This is a genomic window from Rhodobacteraceae bacterium M382, from assembly GCA_025141015.1.
In the GTDB taxonomy this organism is placed as follows: Bacteria; Pseudomonadota; Alphaproteobacteria; order Rhodobacterales; family Rhodobacteraceae; genus Aliisedimentitalea; species Aliisedimentitalea scapharcae.
In genome coordinates, this window is the sequence record CP081100.1 from 39842 (window position 1) to 56894 (window position 17053).

Annotated in this window: 19 protein-coding genes; 1 reads left to right on the plus strand and 18 read right to left on the minus strand. The window is 56.8% G+C overall.

Annotation, left to right across the window (positions count from 1 at the left end; translation table 11 throughout):
- Positions 1-6: 6 nt before the first annotated feature.
- The 10 genes from comE to K3727_21930 all read right to left on the minus strand — a co-directional run bounded on the left by comE (position 7) and on the right by K3727_21930 (position 7883).
- The gene (gene comE / locus K3727_21885) at positions 7-561 is read right to left on the minus strand and encodes a sulfopyruvate decarboxylase subunit beta (protein ID UWQ93645.1); all 555 of its coding nucleotides are present in this window, start codon (positions 559-561) and stop codon (positions 7-9) included.
- On the minus strand, positions 558-1064 hold the full coding sequence (locus K3727_21890) for a sulfopyruvate decarboxylase subunit alpha (GenBank protein UWQ93646.1): 507 nt from the start codon (positions 1062-1064) through the stop codon (positions 558-560). The genes comE and K3727_21890 overlap by 4 nt, the downstream gene beginning before the upstream one ends.
- Before the next feature lie 28 nt (positions 1065-1092).
- Positions 1093-1497, minus strand: a complete 405-nt coding sequence (locus tag K3727_21895; protein ID UWQ93647.1) for a universal stress protein — start codon at positions 1495-1497, stop codon at positions 1093-1095.
- Between the two features lie 3 nt (positions 1498-1500).
- Positions 1501-2499 carry an alcohol dehydrogenase catalytic domain-containing protein gene (locus tag K3727_21900; GenBank protein ID UWQ93648.1) on the minus strand — a complete coding sequence of 333 codons (999 nt, stop codon included), beginning with the start codon at positions 2497-2499 and terminating at the stop codon, positions 1501-1503.
- Positions 2496-3257, minus strand: a complete 762-nt coding sequence (locus K3727_21905; GenBank protein UWQ93649.1) for an SDR family oxidoreductase — start codon at positions 3255-3257, stop codon at positions 2496-2498. Before K3727_21905 ends, K3727_21900 begins: the two co-directional genes overlap by 4 nt.
- Positions 3250-4557 carry a histidinol dehydrogenase gene (hisD, locus tag K3727_21910; GenBank protein ID UWQ93650.1) on the minus strand — a complete coding sequence of 436 codons (1308 nt, stop codon included), beginning with the start codon at positions 4555-4557 and terminating at the stop codon, positions 3250-3252. The genes K3727_21905 and hisD overlap by 8 nt, the downstream gene beginning before the upstream one ends.
- Before the next feature lie 12 nt (positions 4558-4569).
- Positions 4570-5898, minus strand: a complete 1329-nt coding sequence (locus tag K3727_21915; protein UWQ93651.1) for a TRAP transporter large permease — start codon at positions 5896-5898, stop codon at positions 4570-4572.
- 11 nt (positions 5899-5909) lie between these two features.
- A complete protein-coding gene (locus tag K3727_21920; protein UWQ93652.1) occupies positions 5910-6422 on the minus strand; it encodes a TRAP transporter small permease in 513 nt (170 codons plus the stop codon).
- Between the two features lie 97 nt (positions 6423-6519).
- On the minus strand, positions 6520-7668 hold the full coding sequence (gene dctP / locus K3727_21925; protein ID UWQ93653.1) for a TRAP transporter substrate-binding protein DctP: 1149 nt from the start codon (positions 7666-7668) through the stop codon (positions 6520-6522).
- 32 nt (positions 7669-7700) lie between these two features.
- On the minus strand, positions 7701-7883 hold the full coding sequence (locus K3727_21930; GenBank protein UWQ93654.1) for a hypothetical protein: 183 nt from the start codon (positions 7881-7883) through the stop codon (positions 7701-7703).
- A gap of 160 nt (positions 7884-8043) precedes the next feature.
- On the opposite strand from K3727_21930, the gene K3727_21935 reads away from it, so the two are divergent.
- Positions 8044-9102, plus strand: a complete 1059-nt coding sequence (locus tag K3727_21935; GenBank protein ID UWQ93655.1) for a LacI family DNA-binding transcriptional regulator — start codon at positions 8044-8046, stop codon at positions 9100-9102.
- 253 nt (positions 9103-9355) lie between these two features.
- On the opposite strand, the gene K3727_21940 is transcribed toward K3727_21935, so the two are convergent.
- The 8 genes from K3727_21940 to K3727_21975 all read right to left on the minus strand — a co-directional run bounded on the left by K3727_21940 (position 9356) and on the right by K3727_21975 (position 17007).
- A complete protein-coding gene (locus K3727_21940) occupies positions 9356-9721 on the minus strand; it encodes a cupin domain-containing protein (protein ID UWQ93656.1) in 366 nt (121 codons plus the stop codon).
- Between the two features lie 76 nt (positions 9722-9797).
- A complete protein-coding gene (locus tag K3727_21945; GenBank protein ID UWQ93657.1) occupies positions 9798-10838 on the minus strand; it encodes a YeiH family protein in 1041 nt (346 codons plus the stop codon).
- Between the two features lie 95 nt (positions 10839-10933).
- Positions 10934-12700: a sulfoacetaldehyde acetyltransferase gene (xsc, locus tag K3727_21950; GenBank protein ID UWQ93658.1), complete on the minus strand. Its 1767-nt coding sequence runs from the start codon at positions 12698-12700 to the stop codon at positions 10934-10936.
- A gap of 39 nt (positions 12701-12739) precedes the next feature.
- Positions 12740-14146, minus strand: coding sequence for an FAD-binding oxidoreductase (locus tag K3727_21955; GenBank protein UWQ93659.1), 1407 nt, complete (start codon positions 14144-14146; stop codon positions 12740-12742).
- Between the two features lie 36 nt (positions 14147-14182).
- Entirely contained in the window at positions 14183-14569 is a 387-nt protein-coding gene (locus tag K3727_21960; protein ID UWQ93660.1) for a nuclear transport factor 2 family protein, read from the minus strand.
- Between the two features lie 18 nt (positions 14570-14587).
- Positions 14588-15091, minus strand: coding sequence for a universal stress protein (locus K3727_21965; GenBank protein UWQ93661.1), 504 nt, complete (start codon positions 15089-15091; stop codon positions 14588-14590).
- 30 nt (positions 15092-15121) lie between these two features.
- Positions 15122-16462: a TRAP transporter large permease gene (locus K3727_21970; GenBank protein UWQ93662.1), complete on the minus strand. Its 1341-nt coding sequence runs from the start codon at positions 16460-16462 to the stop codon at positions 15122-15124.
- Positions 16462-17007, minus strand: a complete 546-nt coding sequence (locus tag K3727_21975; protein ID UWQ93663.1) for a TRAP transporter small permease — start codon at positions 17005-17007, stop codon at positions 16462-16464. Before K3727_21975 ends, K3727_21970 begins: the two co-directional genes overlap by 1 nt.
- Positions 17008-17053: the final 46 nt, after the last annotated feature.

Sequence of the window (17053 nt, forward strand, 5' to 3'; positions counted from 1 at the left end):
CACGGCCTATGCTAGGACGGATTTCATGAATCGATCACGAATGACGACCGGATCCATGGTGATCACGGACACCGGGATATTACCACTTTCACATTTGGCCACGATGATGGTCATCTGATCGCCGTCAATCGCATCCTGGAGCGCCTTGCCGGTCTCCTCGGCCTGAACCTCGACGACATTCTCGCACCCACAGGCCCGTGCCACGGCGGCCAGAGAAGTTTTTTGCCCGGCATAGGTCGGCTGGTCTCCGGTCGAGCCATAGCTGCCGTTGTCGATGATCAAAAGAATGAAATTGTCGGCCACATTGTTTGCAATGGTCGGCAAGGTTCCGAAATTGGTCAGAACCGATCCATCCCCGTCAATCGAGATCACTTTTTTGTCCTGTGCCAGCGCCACGCCAAAGCCGATTGAAGATGACAGACCCATTGTTCCCAGCATGTAAAAATTGCTCGGCTGGTCGTCGATCATATACAACTCCTGGCTGGGCAGACCGATGTTACAGACCACCAGTTGATCCCGCAGGAGGGGTGCGATGTCTTTCAAAATATCAGAACGGATCATTGGTCGCCGTAGCCTCCCCAGAAGTTGGCATCGGTCAGGATTGCGACCGGTTTGTTGCACATGAATGTGTATTTGAGGATCATGTCGAGCTCATCCGCGTCCGACTGTTTGTGGAAGTGATATGTGGGGATGTTCATCTGCGCTAACAGCGCCTTGGTATGAATAGCCATTTCCACCTGACAGGCGACGGGTTCGCGCAATTCCCCCCGATAGGAGATCAACATGGGCAGGGGCATCCGATAGTATTGGATCAACGTAGCCAGCGTGTTGATAGTCACCCCAATTGCGGTGTTCTGCATGATGATCGCAGGGCGTTTCCCACCCATCCAGGCCCCGGCACACAGGCCCATGCCTTCGTCTTCTTTGTTGGACGGGATGTGCAGAACACCGGGGCGTTGATCAATTTCATCGATGACACCGGCCAATTGTTTGCAAGGCACGGTGGTGACGAACTGGATGTCATTGGCAACCAGGTCATCAACGATCTTTGTGTTGATAGACAAAAAGGGAGCTCCTTTTGGGAATGAAGTTTCAGCGCAGGACAACGACCGCGCAATGGGCATGGCGGATGATCCGGGCGGCTGTTGTGCCCAGGAAATAGTCGCGTAAACCGGGTTTGTGGGATCCGACGACGATGGCGTCAGCGCCGATTGTTGTGGCGTATTCAGTGATCGTACGGCTGGAATGGCCTTTAAGGATCACGGGCTTGACCTCCGGTGCATTGTCAAAACGTGCCCGAAGCGCAATCTTGGCGTCATCATACGCTTTTTGTACCAGCTCCTCGTCCAGATAGGCGCTGACCGATCCGCTGGGTGGTTCATAAACGTGCACGGCAATGATTTCGGCGGTGTCGCCGCCCAATCGCCGCGCGGTTTCCAACGCCTGTGCCGCAATGCCATGTTCAAGCGATAGGGCGAGAATAATCTTGTCATACATCGGTCAGGTCCTTTCCGGCGCGGTTTCGGGTTGCAGCAAGATCTTGGGGGCGGCAACGACCCCATTGCGTATGTCACGGAACGCATTGGCCCCGTCAGAAAGCGGGCGGAATTCAACCCAATCCAGCGGTCCCAGACGTCCGTCAAAGATCGCCTGCGCTGTCTGTGCAAAGTCATGGGCCGTGTAAGTGTAGGTACCGATGAACGTGATTTCCTGCAGCGTCAGGCGGCGGATATCGAGCCCCCCGGCGTCTTCGCCTAACCCGATGTGTCCGATCACTCCGCCAGGGCGCGCACAGGCCGAGGCCGAGGCCCGTGTTGCGGCATAGCCAACGCCGTCTATGACCAGATCAAACAATGTATGATCTGGTGGTTCGGGCACCGCATTCTGGGCGCAATGTTCAACCAGGTGGGCGCGTCGGGCCGGGTTTGGTTCAACAACTGTGACATCACTCACCCCCTGTGCTTTCAGGCTGAGGGCTGCGCCCAGACCAATGGCACCGCCACCCAGAACCAATGCGGTGTCCCGCGTGCCGTTTAGAGCCTCCAGTGCGACGCGTACCGTATGCCACCCGCAGGCGATCGGTTCGGCCAACGCCGCCTGGGCCAGAGGAATGTCGTCCGGGACTGTGATCAGGTTGGTTTCGGGCATGGCGACCAGTTCGGCAAACCCGCCTTCGCGCGGGGGCATCGAGATGATCTGGCGTGTTGGGCACAGGTTGTCGCGTCCTTGGCAGCACGCCGGGCAGGTGCCACAGGTGACCAGAGGATTGATGGTGACGCGATGCCCATCACGCGGGCCACCTTCGATCACACCTGCGGCTTCGTGGCCCAGGATCAGCGGGGCAGGGCGGCGATCATCATGACCCAGATAGGCGTGCATGTCCGACCCGCAGATCCCGACCTGGGCAATGCGGATCAAATGTTCGCCTGTCCCGGCGACCGGGTCAGGCGCATCCACATAGTCCAGGGCCTCGGGACCCATGTAAACCAATGCTTTCATTTGGCGGTATATCCTCCATCCACCATCAGGGTTTGACCGGTGACATAGGCGCTGGCATCCGAGCATAGGAACAACAGCGGCCCATCCAGGTCCTGGGGGGTGCCATTGCGCCCGATACAGGTCTGCGCCGCATTGCGGTTGGCGCGATTGGGATCGTCGAACACCGCAGCGGTCAGTTCAGTGGGGAAAAAACCCGGGCCGATGGCATTGGCGGTGATCCCATGGGGAGACCATGCCTCGGCCATGGCGCGTGTCAGCTGGGCAATGCCGGCCTTGGTCGCGCCATAGGCGATGCCACCGGGAAAGGCGCGCGTGGTCTGCAAGGAGGCGAAATTGACGATCCTCCCCCAACCTTTTGCCTTCATCGCGGGAACCAGATGCTGACTCAGGAAAAACGGTGCCGAAAGGTTCAGGTCCATTGTGCGGTCCCAGCCTTCTGGGGTGACATCATCCGCCGCCTGCCGGGTATTGATACCGGCCGCGTGGATCACGATGTCCGGCGGGCCAAAGGGTTTGGCGACCTCTTGCGCCAGATCCCCCAATGCATTGCGGTCCGAGATGTCAAAAGTCACAGCGTGGGCGTTGTCACCAATGGTCGCCTGCCAGTCCGACAGGGCAACGGCCCGACGGGCAACGCCGACAACCTGGGCCCCGGCCTGTGCCAAGACGGTCGCCGCCCGTTGACCCAGACCAGAACTGGCCCCGGTGACACAGGCGACTTTGCCGCGCACAGAAAACAGATCGCACGGCTCAACCATTGGCGGTCAGATCAAAGGTTTCGTCGGGGAAGTATTTGGCCAGCCGCACATCGGCGGCGCGGGCGTGCCCTTCCATCCCTTCGAGACGGGAAATGCGGGCGGTGGCCTCGGCCACGGGTTTAGAGCCCTCGCGGGTGGCGCGCTGCCAGGTGACGATCTTCATATATTTATGCACCGACAGCCCGCCGGTATAGTTGGCGGCACCAGAGGTCGGCAGCACATGGTTGGTGCCCGCCGCCTTGTCTCCATATGACACAGTGGTTTCTTCGCCCAGAAACAGTGACCCGTAACAGGTCAGGCGGTTCAGCCACCAATCAAGATCTTCGGCCTGAACGGTCAGATGTTCGGGGGCATATTCGTCCGATGTCGCAGCCATTTCTTCACGGTCTGCACAGACGATGACTTCGGCATAATCGCGCCAGGCAGCAAAGGCGTTGTCCCGGTTCACGTCAGGCAGATCATCAATCAACGCAGGAATACGCGCCATCACGTCCCGGGCCAATGCGCGATCATTCGTAACCAGCCAGACCGGGGAGTTGTACCCGTGTTCCGCCTGACTGACGAGATCGGTCGCAACGATATGCGGATCAGCCGTGTTGTCAGCCAGGATCAGGCTGTCGGTGGGCCCTGCAATCATGTCGATACCGACACGGCCAAACAGAATGCGTTTGGCTTCGGCAACAAACTGGTTGCCGGGGCCGACCAGAATATTGGCTTTGGGCAGACCAAACAGACCAAAGGTCATCGCGGCGACGCCCTGGACGCCCCCCATGGCCATGATCTTGTCCGCGCCACTGATGTGGGCGGCATAGATGATCGCCGGGGCAACCCCAACATCTGGACGAGGCGGCGAACAGGCGGTGATGTGTTTGCACCCGGCCACCTTGGCGGTGGTGACCGTCATGATGGCGCTGGCCACGTGGCTATAGCGCCCACCGGGGGCGTAACACCCAGCGGCATCCACGGGGATTGCCTTTTGACCAGCAGTCAGACCGGGGACGACCTCGTATTCCACGTCTGCCACGGTTGATTTCTGCATCTGGGCAAAGCGTTTGACGTTGTCATGGGCAAACTGGATGTCTGTCTTCAACTTTTCCGGAACCAGGGCACAAGCGGCTTCGATCTCTTCGGGTGTCAGCAGCACATTGCCGTCATAATTGTCGAACTTTGCCGCATATTCCAAGGCCGCGGCGTCCCCACCCGCTTCGATATCAGCCAGAATCTTGACCACAGTGTCATGCACATCCGAGGCATCGGATTTGGATGTCAGCGTAGCCTTCTTTAAGTATTCACGAGCCATTTTATTTTGGTCCTATTTGTAGATATCGGGGAGCAGGGAGGTCGAAATTGCAGGCACATAGGCGATCAGCAAAACAACCATCAACATGAAGAAAACAAAGGGTACGGCACGGGCGGCGATCTTGAGGATAGATTCACCGGTGATACCGGAGACAACAAACAGATTCAGCCCGAGCGGCGGGGTGATAAATCCAACACCCAGCGCAGTGATCATCATAATGCAAAACTGGATCTCGTTCATGCCGATGTTATCGGCCAGTGGCTTCAGGATCGGGGCCAGGATCACGATATTGGGCGTTGTTTCCATGACGCAACCGGCCGCGATCAGAATTCCGATCATCAACAGGATCAGCACATAAGGATCTTCGGTCAGCGATGTAACGGCGGTGACAAACCCCTGGGGCACCCCCATGATAGCCAGCGCTTCGGCCAATGGTGCCGAAAAGGCGATGATGGGCAGGATGATCCCGTTCACTTTGGCCGAACTGATCAGCATTGCCGGGAAGTCGGCCAGCTTTAGCGTACCTAGAATGAAGCCCATGATGATAGTGACGACAACAGCAGTGGCACCGGCTTCGGTTGGTGTCAGACGACCGGAAAAGATGCCGTAAAAGATGATGCCGGGGACGATGAAGGCATACCAATCCGACGCCAGTGCCCGTCGCAGGTTGGCAAACCATTCCCCAAACGTCATGAGCCCGCCGCCCTCATAGGCGTAGATCCGGTTCATCACGATATTGGTAATCAGAATGGAGACAAGTATGGCCAGACCGGGGATCAATGCGGCCAGAAACAGAGTGGACGCAGAAATACCCAATACGAGGCCAATGATGATATAGGCGATTGAAGGCGGGATCAGAATGCCGGTACAGGCCCCCGCGGCCACCAGGGCACAGGCATAGGGGCGGGGGTATCCGCTTTCGACCAACCGGTCGATGGTCATCCGCCCAACAGCCGCAGCACCTGCCGCGTCCGAACCCGAGATCGCGGCAAACATCCCGCAAACCAGAACTGTTGCCGAGCCAAACCCGCCCTTGGCCCAACAGGTCAGTGCTTCGGCCACATTCAGAAACTTGCGGCTGAGCCCGGTTCGCACCAACACGTCGCCGGTCAAAATGAACAGAGGCACCGCAGTCAGCGCAAAGGCATCAATCCCGGCAAACAGGCTCTCGCCCACCAGGCTGAGCGGCAGATCGCCTGACATGATCAGCATCAGGATGGCCGCAGATCCGATTGAAGCCCAAACGGGCACCGCCATCGCAATGAGACCAACGAACAGGATTACCGGCAGATAGAAGTCCCAGCCGAGTTCGACAGTCTGTTGAAGATTATTCCAAAGCATTGTGTGGTTCCTCAATCAAACAGCTTGTCGCCTTCGTAGACAGGGGTACCCTGACGAAGGGATCGGAAATCGCGCAAAAAGGATTGTCCGAGACGAAAAATCATCAGCGCAAACCCCAAGGGGACGGCGGCAAGAAACCAGACTTTGGAAATGCGCAGGCCATCCGTCACAGATCCGAATTTCGCTGAAACCAGAACAGTTTCGAAAGACCAGTAGAGCGCGACCAGAGCGACGGCGAACATCACCAGATCACCAAAGATGTAAACCAATGCTTTGGCTTTGGGTCCGAGATAGTGGAGTAGAACATCAATGCGGATATGTGCGCGTTCCTTGACGGCTGCTGCTGCGCCGATCCATGCCAGATAGATAAAGGAATAGCGGACGATTTCCTCGCCCCAGATCGAAGAGTATGAAAACACCTCGCGGCGCAATACCTCGATGGCCATGGTGATGACCAGCATCACATAGAATACCAGCAGCAACCAACGTTCGGCATTTCGGTCGATTTTTCGTAGGAAATTCATCACGCGCCCCGATGTTCAAGGATTAAGGGAACGGCGTCTTGCCGACCCGAAAACAAGCGAAAAGCGGGTGCCCCAAAGGGCACCCATAGCGCGCGATCTATGCGTCGTGGACGTAGTATTTTCCTTGTGTGCCGGCCGCTTCTTCGAGCTTGGCAAAGGCATCCAGCGACCCCGCCAGCTCTTTCTTGAAGGGTTCCCATTCAGCGCGTTGGTACCCGCCTGCTGACTGCCATTCAGCGAGCTGATCATTGCTGAGCGAATGGAATTCAACACCGGATTTGGCCAGTTCTGACATGGCATAGGCGCGGGCCGATGGTACTTTGGACAGGTTTTGGTGGGCGGTCATTTCCGATCCCCACATCACACCCTCCTGCACGTCTGCGGGCAGGCTGTTGAACCATTCCAGATTGCAGGAATAGACCTGACTGTCTGGCACCGCCTGGGTAAAGGTCACATGGCTGAGAATATCCTTGAACCCAAAGACATACAGCGCGCCTACGGAGGGATCGAGAGCATCGGCAACACCCTGTTTGATCGCGGATGGTGTTTCACCCCAGGCTACGGGGGTCGGGTTTGCACCCACCAGACGATAATACTGTTGCAGCATTTTTGATCCCGGCACCCGGAATTTCACGCCGGACAAATCCGATGGGCTCAGCACGGCCCCGGCACCACCTTTGCGAACCGCGACGACGCGGGGGTCAATGTTGACATAAAACAGCGCTTTGAATCCGGCTGCTTCAACCTTGGGATGGACTTCGGATTTCCAATGATCCGAGTTTACCAGATTGGTAAATCTTTGGTTGGACCCACAGAGGTATGGCATGTTGATCAGGTCAACAGTCGACGCAAAGGGCGCAAAATTCGACAGCGAATGCTGTGCAGCCTGAATGGTGCCACCTTGTACCTTTTGCACCAATCCGCCGCCTGCACCCAATTGACCGCCAGGGGCCAGTTTGACGTAGACTTTGCCGTTCGTGGCATTCTGAATGTTCTCTTTCAGATCCAACTGCATGATTGGATAGCTGCGCGACGCGCCCAACACATAAGCCGTTGCCAATGTCATGATATGGTCGGCGGCTTTCTCGCGGTCGCGTTCTTCCTTGTTGGTTTGCGCGGCGGCTTTGCTGGACCACAGAGTTCCCGCTGCGCCTGCGACCAAGGCGGCCGTAATGCTGCCGGTTCCGGCCAGTTTCAGAAAGTTCCGGCGTTCGGCCGAGGCAAGTTTTTTGTGGTTTCGGTCCATTTTTTCCTCCCGATGGACAGATTTCAGCGATGCTATTTGTTTGATTTTTTCTCAGCTGCTTCTTTTTGCAGAATGGCCGCTACGAACACGATCGAAGCGGCAAGTAGAACCAGCATTTCGGATACATCGCCCAGGTAACCACCCACTCCCATGGACCCCAAAACCACATTGGCACCAAAAGCGGCAAACAACAGCAGGGCTAGGGTCAGAAGCATTGAATTCTCCGGAGAATTGGGTGGACGTCTGATTCGCACCACTAATGTAAGCGCTTACATGTCTCTCATGCAAGCGCTTACATTAGTGATGTCGACCAAGAGCCGGTGTGGTTTCGAAAATGAAGTGCAGGAAAATGAAAAACCGGATAAAGACACATCAATGAACAAAGAAGACTCACCAACGGGCCGGACGCCTACACTGGCCGATGTCGCGCGCGTTGCAGGCGTGTCAACTGCAACCGTGTCCCGTTTCCTGAATTCGCCTGACCGGGTCATCGAAGAAACCCGTAACAGGGTGCGCGCCGCTGTGTCAGAGTTGGGATATGCGCCGAACTTCAATGCCCGTGCACTGGCGGCCAAGCGGACCAATACGATCGGTGCGATTATCCCGACTATGGAAAACGCAATCTTTGCACGAGGGTTGCAAGCGTTTCAGGAAGAGTTGGGACACAACGGAATAACACTTCTTGTTGCGTCTTCGTCCTACCAGATGAATGTCGAAGAAGAGCAGATCCGCACGATGGTTTCCCGCGGGGCGGATGCCCTATTGCTGATCGGGTATCGGCGCGACCCCGAGATCTATGAATTTCTTCGGCGGCGGGGTGTTCCCGTTGTGACAACTTGGGTGTTTGATTCTGACGCCGGGATTCCGACCGTTGGATTTGACAACTTTCAGGCCATGAAAGCGTTGGCTGACAAAGTGATCAGCCTAGGGCATCGTCGGATCGCCACAATCATGGCCACGACCGAGGGCAATGATCGGGCCAGTGAACGACTAAATGGCATTGTGGCCGCAATGGCGGATGCCGGACTTCCTGAAACCGATTTGTCGATCATTGAAACGACCTATGGAATTGACGAAGGGGGGGCCGCGTTGGAACAGCTTCTGGCTCTGCCAACCCGCCCATCAGTCGTAATGTGTGGCAACGATGTTTTGGCGGTCGGAGTGATCGCGCGCGCCAAAGAGATGGGGTTGAACGTTCCCGAGGACCTGTCGGTGACAGGGTTTGATGACATCGAAATCGCCAAGATTTCTTCGCCGCCCTTGACCACGGTGCATGTCCCGCACCGGCGAATGGGCAAGGAGGCCGCCAAGATGTTAATCAATCTGGTGGGCTCCAATACAAGACGCGAGAATATCCAGATTGAGACGTCGCTTCAAATGCGGGGTTCGCTGGCTGGATGTGTGAACCGCTCGAGTGTTGCTGATGGTTCTTGATGTCTGTGCAGATTTGGACATCGACCAGGGTATATCCCTTGATCGATACCAGAACTCTGGCAATTGGTCTGGTAACCCAGATCAGCCAAACCCGAATAACGCCGCTTCAAAACGAACGGAAATCCTGGGTCTGGCGACCAGGCGTGGTCACAGAGTAAGCCAAGGATGACACATGTCTTCCATGACGCAACAGCCTGGCCAACGTCGACAGAGTCCTAGGCTTTCGACAGAACCAAAGATTTGTGAGGCCAAGTCACGTCGCGGTGTCGCGAATGACAAAGTGTTTGGTCGTGGTTTCGACGACGTCCCAGAACCCTCGAAACCCATCCGGAATCAAAAAGGAGCTGCCCGGTCCAAATTCTGTGCGGGTACCATCCTCGTGGATCAATGCACAAAGGCCGGAGACAATGTAACAGTATTCGTCCTTGTCGGTGAAGACATGCCATGTTCCGGGCGTTGATGTCCAAACGCCTGCGGACACACGCCCATCCGGGCTGGTAAAATGCATTCCGATTTCGTGGTGCGGATCTCCGCTGACAACCCGGTCGGGCATATCCGCCAATCGACGTGATGTTTTGACTGCGGGGGCGTCATTCAGGTTGATAACATGGGTGGCCATGAAGAAGGTCCTTTCGAAACATTCTGGGCTGCCATTGCGGGCCGCCCAGTAAAGAATTGCCTGTCCCAGGTGTGCGTTAATGGCCCAAAAGGGTAACGCCCAGCAGGACAAACAAGGCAATGAACAGGGTCTCGGCAACGATCAAAGCGATGGCTTGACCGCCAACATCCAGAATGCGTTTTAGCGACGTTTTCATGCCTACAGCGGCAATTGAAATCAGCAACGCCCAACGGCTCAGGCTGGACATGGCATCAACAACCGCAACAGGGATCAATCCTAGCGAATTCAATGTGGCAAAAATCAGGAAGCCAACAACGAACATCGGCAGAATTGGCGGTCGCTTGCCTTCGCTCGCTCCCTCTTCCACGTGTCGCCGTACCAGGATTGAGATGATCAATACCACAGGGGCCAGCATGGCCACCCGGATCAGCTTTACCAGGGTGGCGACTTCGCCGGTTTCATTGGACACGGAAAAGCCGGCTCCAACCACCTGGGCCACATCATGGATGGTTCCGCCCAGAAATACGCCCGACACTTCATCATTGAAATCAAAGGCTTCAGTTAAGATCGGATAGGCGATCATCGCAACTGTCGACAGAACCGTGACGCTCAGAACAGTAAAGATCAGGTTGCGTTCCGAGTGTTCGTTCTTGGGCAACACTGCGGAAATCGCCATTGCGGCCGAAGCGCCACAGATCGCAACCGAACCACCAGTCAAAAGACCAAATCGCCAGCCGCGGCCCAACAGGCGCGCACCCAGCAGGCCGAACAGAATGGTCAGGATCACCCCGGCAACCACCACAGCGATCAACCGCGGACCCAAACCGATCATCAGTTCGACACTGATCCGGGCACCAAGCAGCGCAACACCAAAGCGCAGGACTGTACGGGCGGTGAATTCGATCCCGGCCTTGCAACTGCCGTGCTCTTCTTCAGCCAGGAAATGGAACGCAATGCCCAATAGCAGTGCCATCAGCATGGCTGGCGCACCGTAGTGTTCGGACAGGAACTGCGCCGCTGCTGCGACGACAACCGACACCAGAAAGCCATGGCCGTTCAGGTGAGCAAAAGCCTTGAAGCCGGAAAGGGAAAATTTTGACGCTGCTGTCGCCTGCATCTTCTGAAACCTTGAATAGAGGGCGCCCTCCCGTTGAAAATGGGAAGGCGCCGGGAGTACCGGACGAATGTCCGGCAGGGGTGGGAAGAAACCGCTTATTGCGGTTTCATGTCGTTTTTGCTGATACCAGCGACTGCGACGGGTTTTTTCATAGCGTCGCGGCGGAAGGGTTCACCGAGTTCCTGGTTGATCATGGCTTCGATCAGGGTGGTGATGCCTTTTTTCTGGTCTTCGCAGGCCTGGCGCAGGGCGTCGGTCAATTCGTCCATGGTGCGGGCGATCACGCCTTTGAGACCACAGGCGTTGGCGATGCCGGCATAGGACACCTGGGTGTCCAGCTCGGTGCCGACAAAGTTGTCGTCAAACCACAGGGTCGAGTTGCGCTTTTCCGCGCCCCACTGATAGTTGCGGAACACCACCTGGGTCACGGCGGGCCATTCTTCGCGGCCAATCGCGGTCAGTTCGGTCACGGCGATGCCAAATGCGCCATCCCCCGAGAAGCCGACAACCGGAACGTCCGGGCAGCCGATTTTCGCACCAACAACCGCAGGCAGACCATAGCCACAGGGACCGAACAGGCCCGGGGCCAGGTATTTGCGGCCGTCTTCGAAGCTGGGATAGGCGTTGCCGATGGCACAGTTGTTGCCGATGTCCGAAGAGATGATCGCATCGCCCGGCAGAGCGGCCTGGATCGCCCGCCATGCGCGGCGCGGGGACAGCCAGTCGGGTTTGGCGTCGCGGGCGCGCTGGTTCCAGGTGGTGCCGGGATCGTCCTGCTCGCTGTCCATCGACGACAGTTCCTGGGCCCAGGCCGATTTGGTGGTGGCGATCAGGTCCTTGCGCGCGGCGCGGCCTTCGTCACCGGCCGTGTCAGCCAGCTTGTCCAGGATGGTGTTGGCCACGGCCTTGGCGTCGCCCACGATGCCGACGCTGACTTTCTTGGTCAGGCCGATACGGTCGGGGTTGATGTCGACCTGGATGATTTTGGCATCCGTCGGCCAATAGTCGATGCCATAGCCGGGCAGGGTCGAGAACGGGTTCAGACGGGTGCCCAGAGCCAGCACGACGTCCGCCTTGGAGATCAGCTCCATTCCGGCCTTGGAGCCGTTATAGCCCAGCGGACCGGCAAACAGCGGGTGCGACCCGGGGAAGGCGTCGTTGTGCTGGTAGCCAACACAGACCGGCGCATCCAGGCGTTCGGCCAGGGCCATTGAGGCCGGGATCGCGCCGCCGATGACAACACCAGCACCGTTCAGGATGACCGGGAATTTGGCACCTGACAGCAGCTCGGCCGCCTGGCTCACGGCATCGGCACCGCCTGCGGGCAGTTCAAAGTCGACAACTGCGGGCAGGTCAATGTCGACCACTTGGGTGAAATAATCGCGCGGCACGTTGATCTGGGCGGGAGCGGAATTGCGTTTCGCCTGCATGATCACGCGGTTCAGGACTTCGGCCATGCGGGTCGGGTCGCGGACCTCTTCCTGATAGCAGACGCAGTCGGCGAACATGCGCATCTGTTCCATTTCCTGGAAACCACCCTGACCCATGGTCTTGTTGGCGGCCTGCGGGGTGACCAGCAGCAGCGGTGTGTGGTTCCAATAGGCGGTTTTGACGGCGGTCACAAAGTTGGTGATACCGGGGCCGTTCTGGGCGATCATCATCGACATCTTGCCGGTGGCGCGCGTATAGCCATCCGCCATCATCCCACCGGACCCTTCGTGGGCACAATCCCAGAAAGTGATACCCGCAGGCTCAAAAATATCAGAAATCGGCATCATCGCAGAACCGATGATCCCAAAGGCATGTTCAATGCCATGCAACTGCAACGTTTTGACAAACGCCTCTTCAGTGGTCATTTTCATTTGGGTATTCCTTGGGTGAGTGTTAGACACTTGTGTTTGTTAGAGAACTTCGTCTTTCATGGCGTACCAGATATACGCAAACCGTTGTCCTAAACGCCGGAAAGGCGTCAACAGACCGTGACTGGGCAAAGGTGAGGTAAAGATCGGTAGCTCAAAGGCCTTGTCACTCTTGTCGCCAGCAACCAGTTGGGCCATGCGGCGCCCGGCCTGGGCCGAATACATTACCCCGTTGCCGCCATATCCCATGGCATAATAGATTTTTTCGCTGGGGTTCGGCTGGAAGATCCTGGGCATCATGTCGTGGCTGACATCGACCCATCCCCACCAGGAATAATCCAGGTTGATGTCTTCGAGCGCCGGGAACTTGCGTGCTAACCCTTTTTTCAACAGCTCCAGATGTTTGCCGTTTTCCGCATCCCGCCCTGTCAGCGCCGATCGGCTGCCGATCTGCATCCGGTTATCCGGCAGCAGACGATAATAGTGCCGCAGCGTGCGGGTGTCGGTCAGTGGCGATTTCGTCTGGATACCGCATTCTTCGAGTTCGCCATCCGTTAGCGGTCGGGTCACCAACGAATTCGACAGGATCGGCATCAACCGGTGTTTGGTCTTGGTGTTCAGACCGGGTGGGGTGTAGCCTGCGGTGGCGAGAGCGACTGATTTGGCTTTGACGATACCTCCGGGAGTACGCAGGTGATGCACCCCGTTTTTGGTTTCCCAACCCAAAACCGGGCTGGCCGTGTGTATCTTGGCACCCAGACGTCGTGCCATGTTGACATAGCCGAAGGCCAGCTTGCCCGCGTGAATACAGGTGCCATCCGGCTCCCATAGGGCACCAGCAGCCTCCTGATCGCGCACATGGTCTTCATGCAACTCTTCGCGGGTGAGAATGCGCGAACCATAGCCGAAGGTTTTGTTCAGCAGTTCGCATTCGCTTTGCAGCCCTGCCATTATCTTGTCGCGATGGGCGATATAGTAGTGTCCACCCGGCTGCGGATCACAGTCTATATCGTCCTGTGCGATCAGATCTTCGAACATCTCGAAAGCCTCGGAGACTTCGCGATGCATCCCCTTGGCCACATCCACACCCCAACGCTGAATCCATTGGGACCGTTTGAGCCGCCCTGATGAAATCTGGGCCTGACCGCCGTTCCGGGTCGAGCAGCCCCAGGCCACGGTGTTGGCTTCGAGTACCACAGCCTGGATTCCGTGTTCCTTGGCCAGATGGATTGCCGTCGACAGCCCGGTGTAGCCCGATCCGATGATGACGACATCGGCCGTCATGTCACCGGACACGGGTCCATCATCCTGAGGCGGTGTGCCTGCGGTTCCGATCCAATAGGTCGGTGCATGGTCACGATTGTGGCCCGGCCCGGCATCGATGATCGGGTCGTATTTCGGGTCATAGCTGGACTTGGGCCAGTGACGGGGAATGGTAGTGTCAACCATGAGGGGACCTGCCGAAACGTTGGAGGGTGAAGGGGATCAGGCCTTGAACATGGGCCGGGTTTTGCGCAGCGCCTGTTTCACGACCAGCTTGCCGTCGCGAACGGTGAACAGATCGGCGCCTTCGGCCTCGACCCGCATGCCATTGGCATCAGTGCCGGAAAAGGTCCATTCGCTGACGGCCCGGTCGCCGTGAACAAAGTGGCTATGGTGATCCCAATGGGCATCTTTCATGCCAGCCCAAACGCCAGAAAATGCGGCGGCAATGGCTTCGGCCCCTTCGACCTTGTTGCCGTATTTTTCGTCGCCAGCCACGGTGTAGAATACACAGTCGTCAGCAAAATGGGTCATCACGCCGTCGATGTCGTGACGGTTGAAGGCGTCAAAAGTGTCGGCCAGATCCTGAGCGGTCAGAGTTTTTGTCATTGTCTTGGTCTTTCTTGGTCAGTTGGATTGCGTGGTGTCCAGATAGGGGACAACCAGTGTTGGAATTTCCGAACGGCGCAGAACGCGTTTGGCGACGCTCCCCAGAAATGTGTGGGAAAAGCCGTGATCATGGGCACCCAGCACAATCAGATCACAGCCAAGTTCCTTGGATCGACGCAGGATTGCCTCGGCTGGGTACCCGTCGATGATCTCGATGGTTTCGACCTGATCCTGAATGTGTCGGTCGGCTTTGGGCATTGCTGCCCAAAAGTTTTTTTGCCGTTCTGTCAGCACCGCTTTGACATGTTCGTGCCGGGCTTTCAGGGCCGCAGCCCGTGATCCGGCGTCGTGCATGAACATCCGCATGGTGATCAGAGCGTCATCGCTGAGCGGTTCAGACACGTGCAGCACATGCAACTTGGCACCGGTGGATTGGGCCAGGGTGGCCGCATGACGCAGCGCGTAGGTTGAATTGCGCGATAGATCGGTTGCAAACAATATGTGAGTGATCAGTTGTTTCATGGGGTTGCTCCCTTTTCCTTTCAGCTGGGCCTAGTAACCGAACACACGCGGTAGCCAGAGTGAGATTTCAGGGAAGAAGGCGATGATGAAGATCGCGATCGTGTTGATAAAGGCAAAGGGCAACGCCCGTAGCGAGATCTCTTCGATCGAGATTTTTGAAATCCCCGAGGCGATGAACAGGTTTTCACCCAGCGGCGGTGTCTGGAAACCAATGCCCAGGGTACAGACCATCACCACACCAAAATGGATCGGGTCGATGCCCACGCTATACGCAACCGGCAACATCACGGGAACCAGGATCAGGATGGTGGCCAGGGTCTCCATGAACATGCCGACGAACAGCAGGAAGAAAATGACGAGTGTCCAGATCACATAGATGTTGTCGGTGAATGACAGCATGCCTTCGGCAATCACGGCAGGAATCTGGTTTTCGACCAACAGGCGCCCGAACACTGTCGCAGTGAACATGATCAACAGCACACGGCCGGTCAGCCAGGTCGTGGTTTCCAGCGCTTCGAACAGCTTTTTCCAGGACAGTTCGCGATAGATGAGCGCCCCGACGATCAACGTGTAAAAGATCGCCACAATTGCGGCTTCGGTTGGGGTGAAGAAACCCGAATAGATACCGCCCAGGATCACGATCGGGGCCATCAGTGCCCAGAAACCGCGATATAATTCACACCAGATCTGGCGCGCAGACCAACCTTCGGTGGTGCCTCTGTAGTTGTTCTTTTTCGACAGGATATAATTCATGAACAACAGGCTGCCAGCGATCAGAAAGGCGGGCATGAAACCGGCGATGAATAGTTTGGGGATCGAAACGGTCTGGAACTGACCGTGTTCGGCAACCGCCTCGGGCGGAGCAGGCATACCCAATGCCGCGATGCCAAAGATGATCAACGGGATCGACGGCGGGATCACAATGCCCAGACCACCAGACGAGGCGGTAATTGCCGAGGCATAGCCGCGCGAGTAACCACGTTCAATCATCGCCGGGATCATCAGCATCCCGACAGCAGCCGTGGTCGCAGGACCCGAGCCCGAGATCGCGCCAAAGAATAGACAAGCCATGACAGTTGCGGCGGACATGCCACCGGTGAACGGCCCGGCAAAGCTTTCGGCGACACTGATCAGGCGGCGCGACAGGCCCGAGGCCTCCATTAGCGCCCCGGCCAGAATGAACGCAGGCAGCGCCATCAGCGGGAAAGAGCCAACTGAAGTAAAGGCGATCTGGACAAATTTGATTGGGTTTTCATCCAGAAAGATGAAGGTGATCAGGGTCGAAACCCCCAGCGCCACGGTGATCGGGGCGCCTATGAACAACAGCAGCAGAAAGCCGCCAAACAGCAGTGGGATGATTTCGGAGCCCATTATTTCTCTCCCTTGGCGTCGTCGGTTTCGGCCTTGACGGCGTCCAGATCGATGGAGTCCGGATCAACCATTTGTTCGTCGAGAATGATCTTGCGATAGTTCACCTGCAGCACCCGGATGGTCATCAGGGTGAAAGCGATGGGCAGCACGATATAGACCCAGCTGAGGTGGAACCCCATGGTTTGGGACGACTGAAAGCGGTTCATCTTGTTAAAGATGAAATCGACCGACAAATAGACGAAATAGACGTTGAAAAAGATCCAGAACAGATCTGCAAAAGCTTCGATGTATTTGATCGCCTTCGGCGGCAGAAATTTGAACTGGAACGTCACACGGTTGTGGGCTCCCATCTTGGCCGCATAGCTCGCGCCAAAGAAAACGAACCAGACGAACATGTAGATGGACAGTTCTTCGACCCAGGAAAACGAGAACGAAAACAACGTTCTTACGATCACCTGGAGAAACAGCAAGCAAACAAAAATCGCCAACAATGTGCGGCAGATGTAGCTTTCGATATTATCAATTATTCCCCAAAATTTGGACATTTACCCCTCCCTCCTTTGATAGGGGAGAGCCGGCGGCTCTCCCCTG

What these genes read in the sequence shown, in the direction of transcription:
- K3727_21905 (UWQ93649.1), bottom strand. Translation starts at nt 3,257, where the DNA reads ATGGTTGAGCCGTGCGATCTGTTTTCTGTGCGCGGCAAAGTCGCCTGT.
- K3727_21975 (UWQ93663.1), bottom strand. Translation starts at nt 17,007, where the DNA reads ATGTCCAAATTTTGGGGAATAATTGATAATATCGAAAGCTACATCTGC.
- K3727_21940 (UWQ93656.1), bottom strand. Translation starts at nt 9,721, where the DNA reads ATGGCCACCCATGTTATCAACCTGAATGACGCCCCCGCAGTCAAAACA.
- K3727_21945 (UWQ93657.1), bottom strand. Translation starts at nt 10,838, where the DNA reads ATGCAGGCGACAGCAGCGTCAAAATTTTCCCTTTCCGGCTTCAAGGCT.
- K3727_21965 (UWQ93661.1), bottom strand. Translation starts at nt 15,091, where the DNA reads ATGAAACAACTGATCACTCACATATTGTTTGCAACCGATCTATCGCGC.
- dctP (UWQ93653.1), bottom strand. Translation starts at nt 7,668, where the DNA reads ATGGACCGAAACCACAAAAAACTTGCCTCGGCCGAACGCCGGAACTTT.
- K3727_21920 (UWQ93652.1), bottom strand. Translation starts at nt 6,422, where the DNA reads ATGAATTTCCTACGAAAAATCGACCGAAATGCCGAACGTTGGTTGCTG.
- K3727_21900 (UWQ93648.1), bottom strand. Translation starts at nt 2,499, where the DNA reads ATGAAAGCATTGGTTTACATGGGTCCCGAGGCCCTGGACTATGTGGAT.
- K3727_21970 (UWQ93662.1), bottom strand. Translation starts at nt 16,462, where the DNA reads ATGGGCTCCGAAATCATCCCACTGCTGTTTGGCGGCTTTCTGCTGCTG.
- K3727_21895 (UWQ93647.1), bottom strand. Translation starts at nt 1,497, where the DNA reads ATGTATGACAAGATTATTCTCGCCCTATCGCTTGAACATGGCATTGCG.
- K3727_21935 (UWQ93655.1), top strand. Translation starts at nt 8,044, where the DNA reads ATGAACAAAGAAGACTCACCAACGGGCCGGACGCCTACACTGGCCGAT.
- comE (UWQ93645.1), bottom strand. Translation starts at nt 561, where the DNA reads ATGATCCGTTCTGATATTTTGAAAGACATCGCACCCCTCCTGCGGGAT.
- K3727_21960 (UWQ93660.1), bottom strand. Translation starts at nt 14,569, where the DNA reads ATGACAAAAACTCTGACCGCTCAGGATCTGGCCGACACTTTTGACGCC.
- xsc (UWQ93658.1), bottom strand. Translation starts at nt 12,700, where the DNA reads ATGAAAATGACCACTGAAGAGGCGTTTGTCAAAACGTTGCAGTTGCAT.
- K3727_21955 (UWQ93659.1), bottom strand. Translation starts at nt 14,146, where the DNA reads ATGGTTGACACTACCATTCCCCGTCACTGGCCCAAGTCCAGCTATGAC.
- K3727_21915 (UWQ93651.1), bottom strand. Translation starts at nt 5,898, where the DNA reads ATGCTTTGGAATAATCTTCAACAGACTGTCGAACTCGGCTGGGACTTC.
- K3727_21930 (UWQ93654.1), bottom strand. Translation starts at nt 7,883, where the DNA reads ATGCTTCTGACCCTAGCCCTGCTGTTGTTTGCCGCTTTTGGTGCCAAT.
- hisD (UWQ93650.1), bottom strand. Translation starts at nt 4,557, where the DNA reads ATGGCTCGTGAATACTTAAAGAAGGCTACGCTGACATCCAAATCCGAT.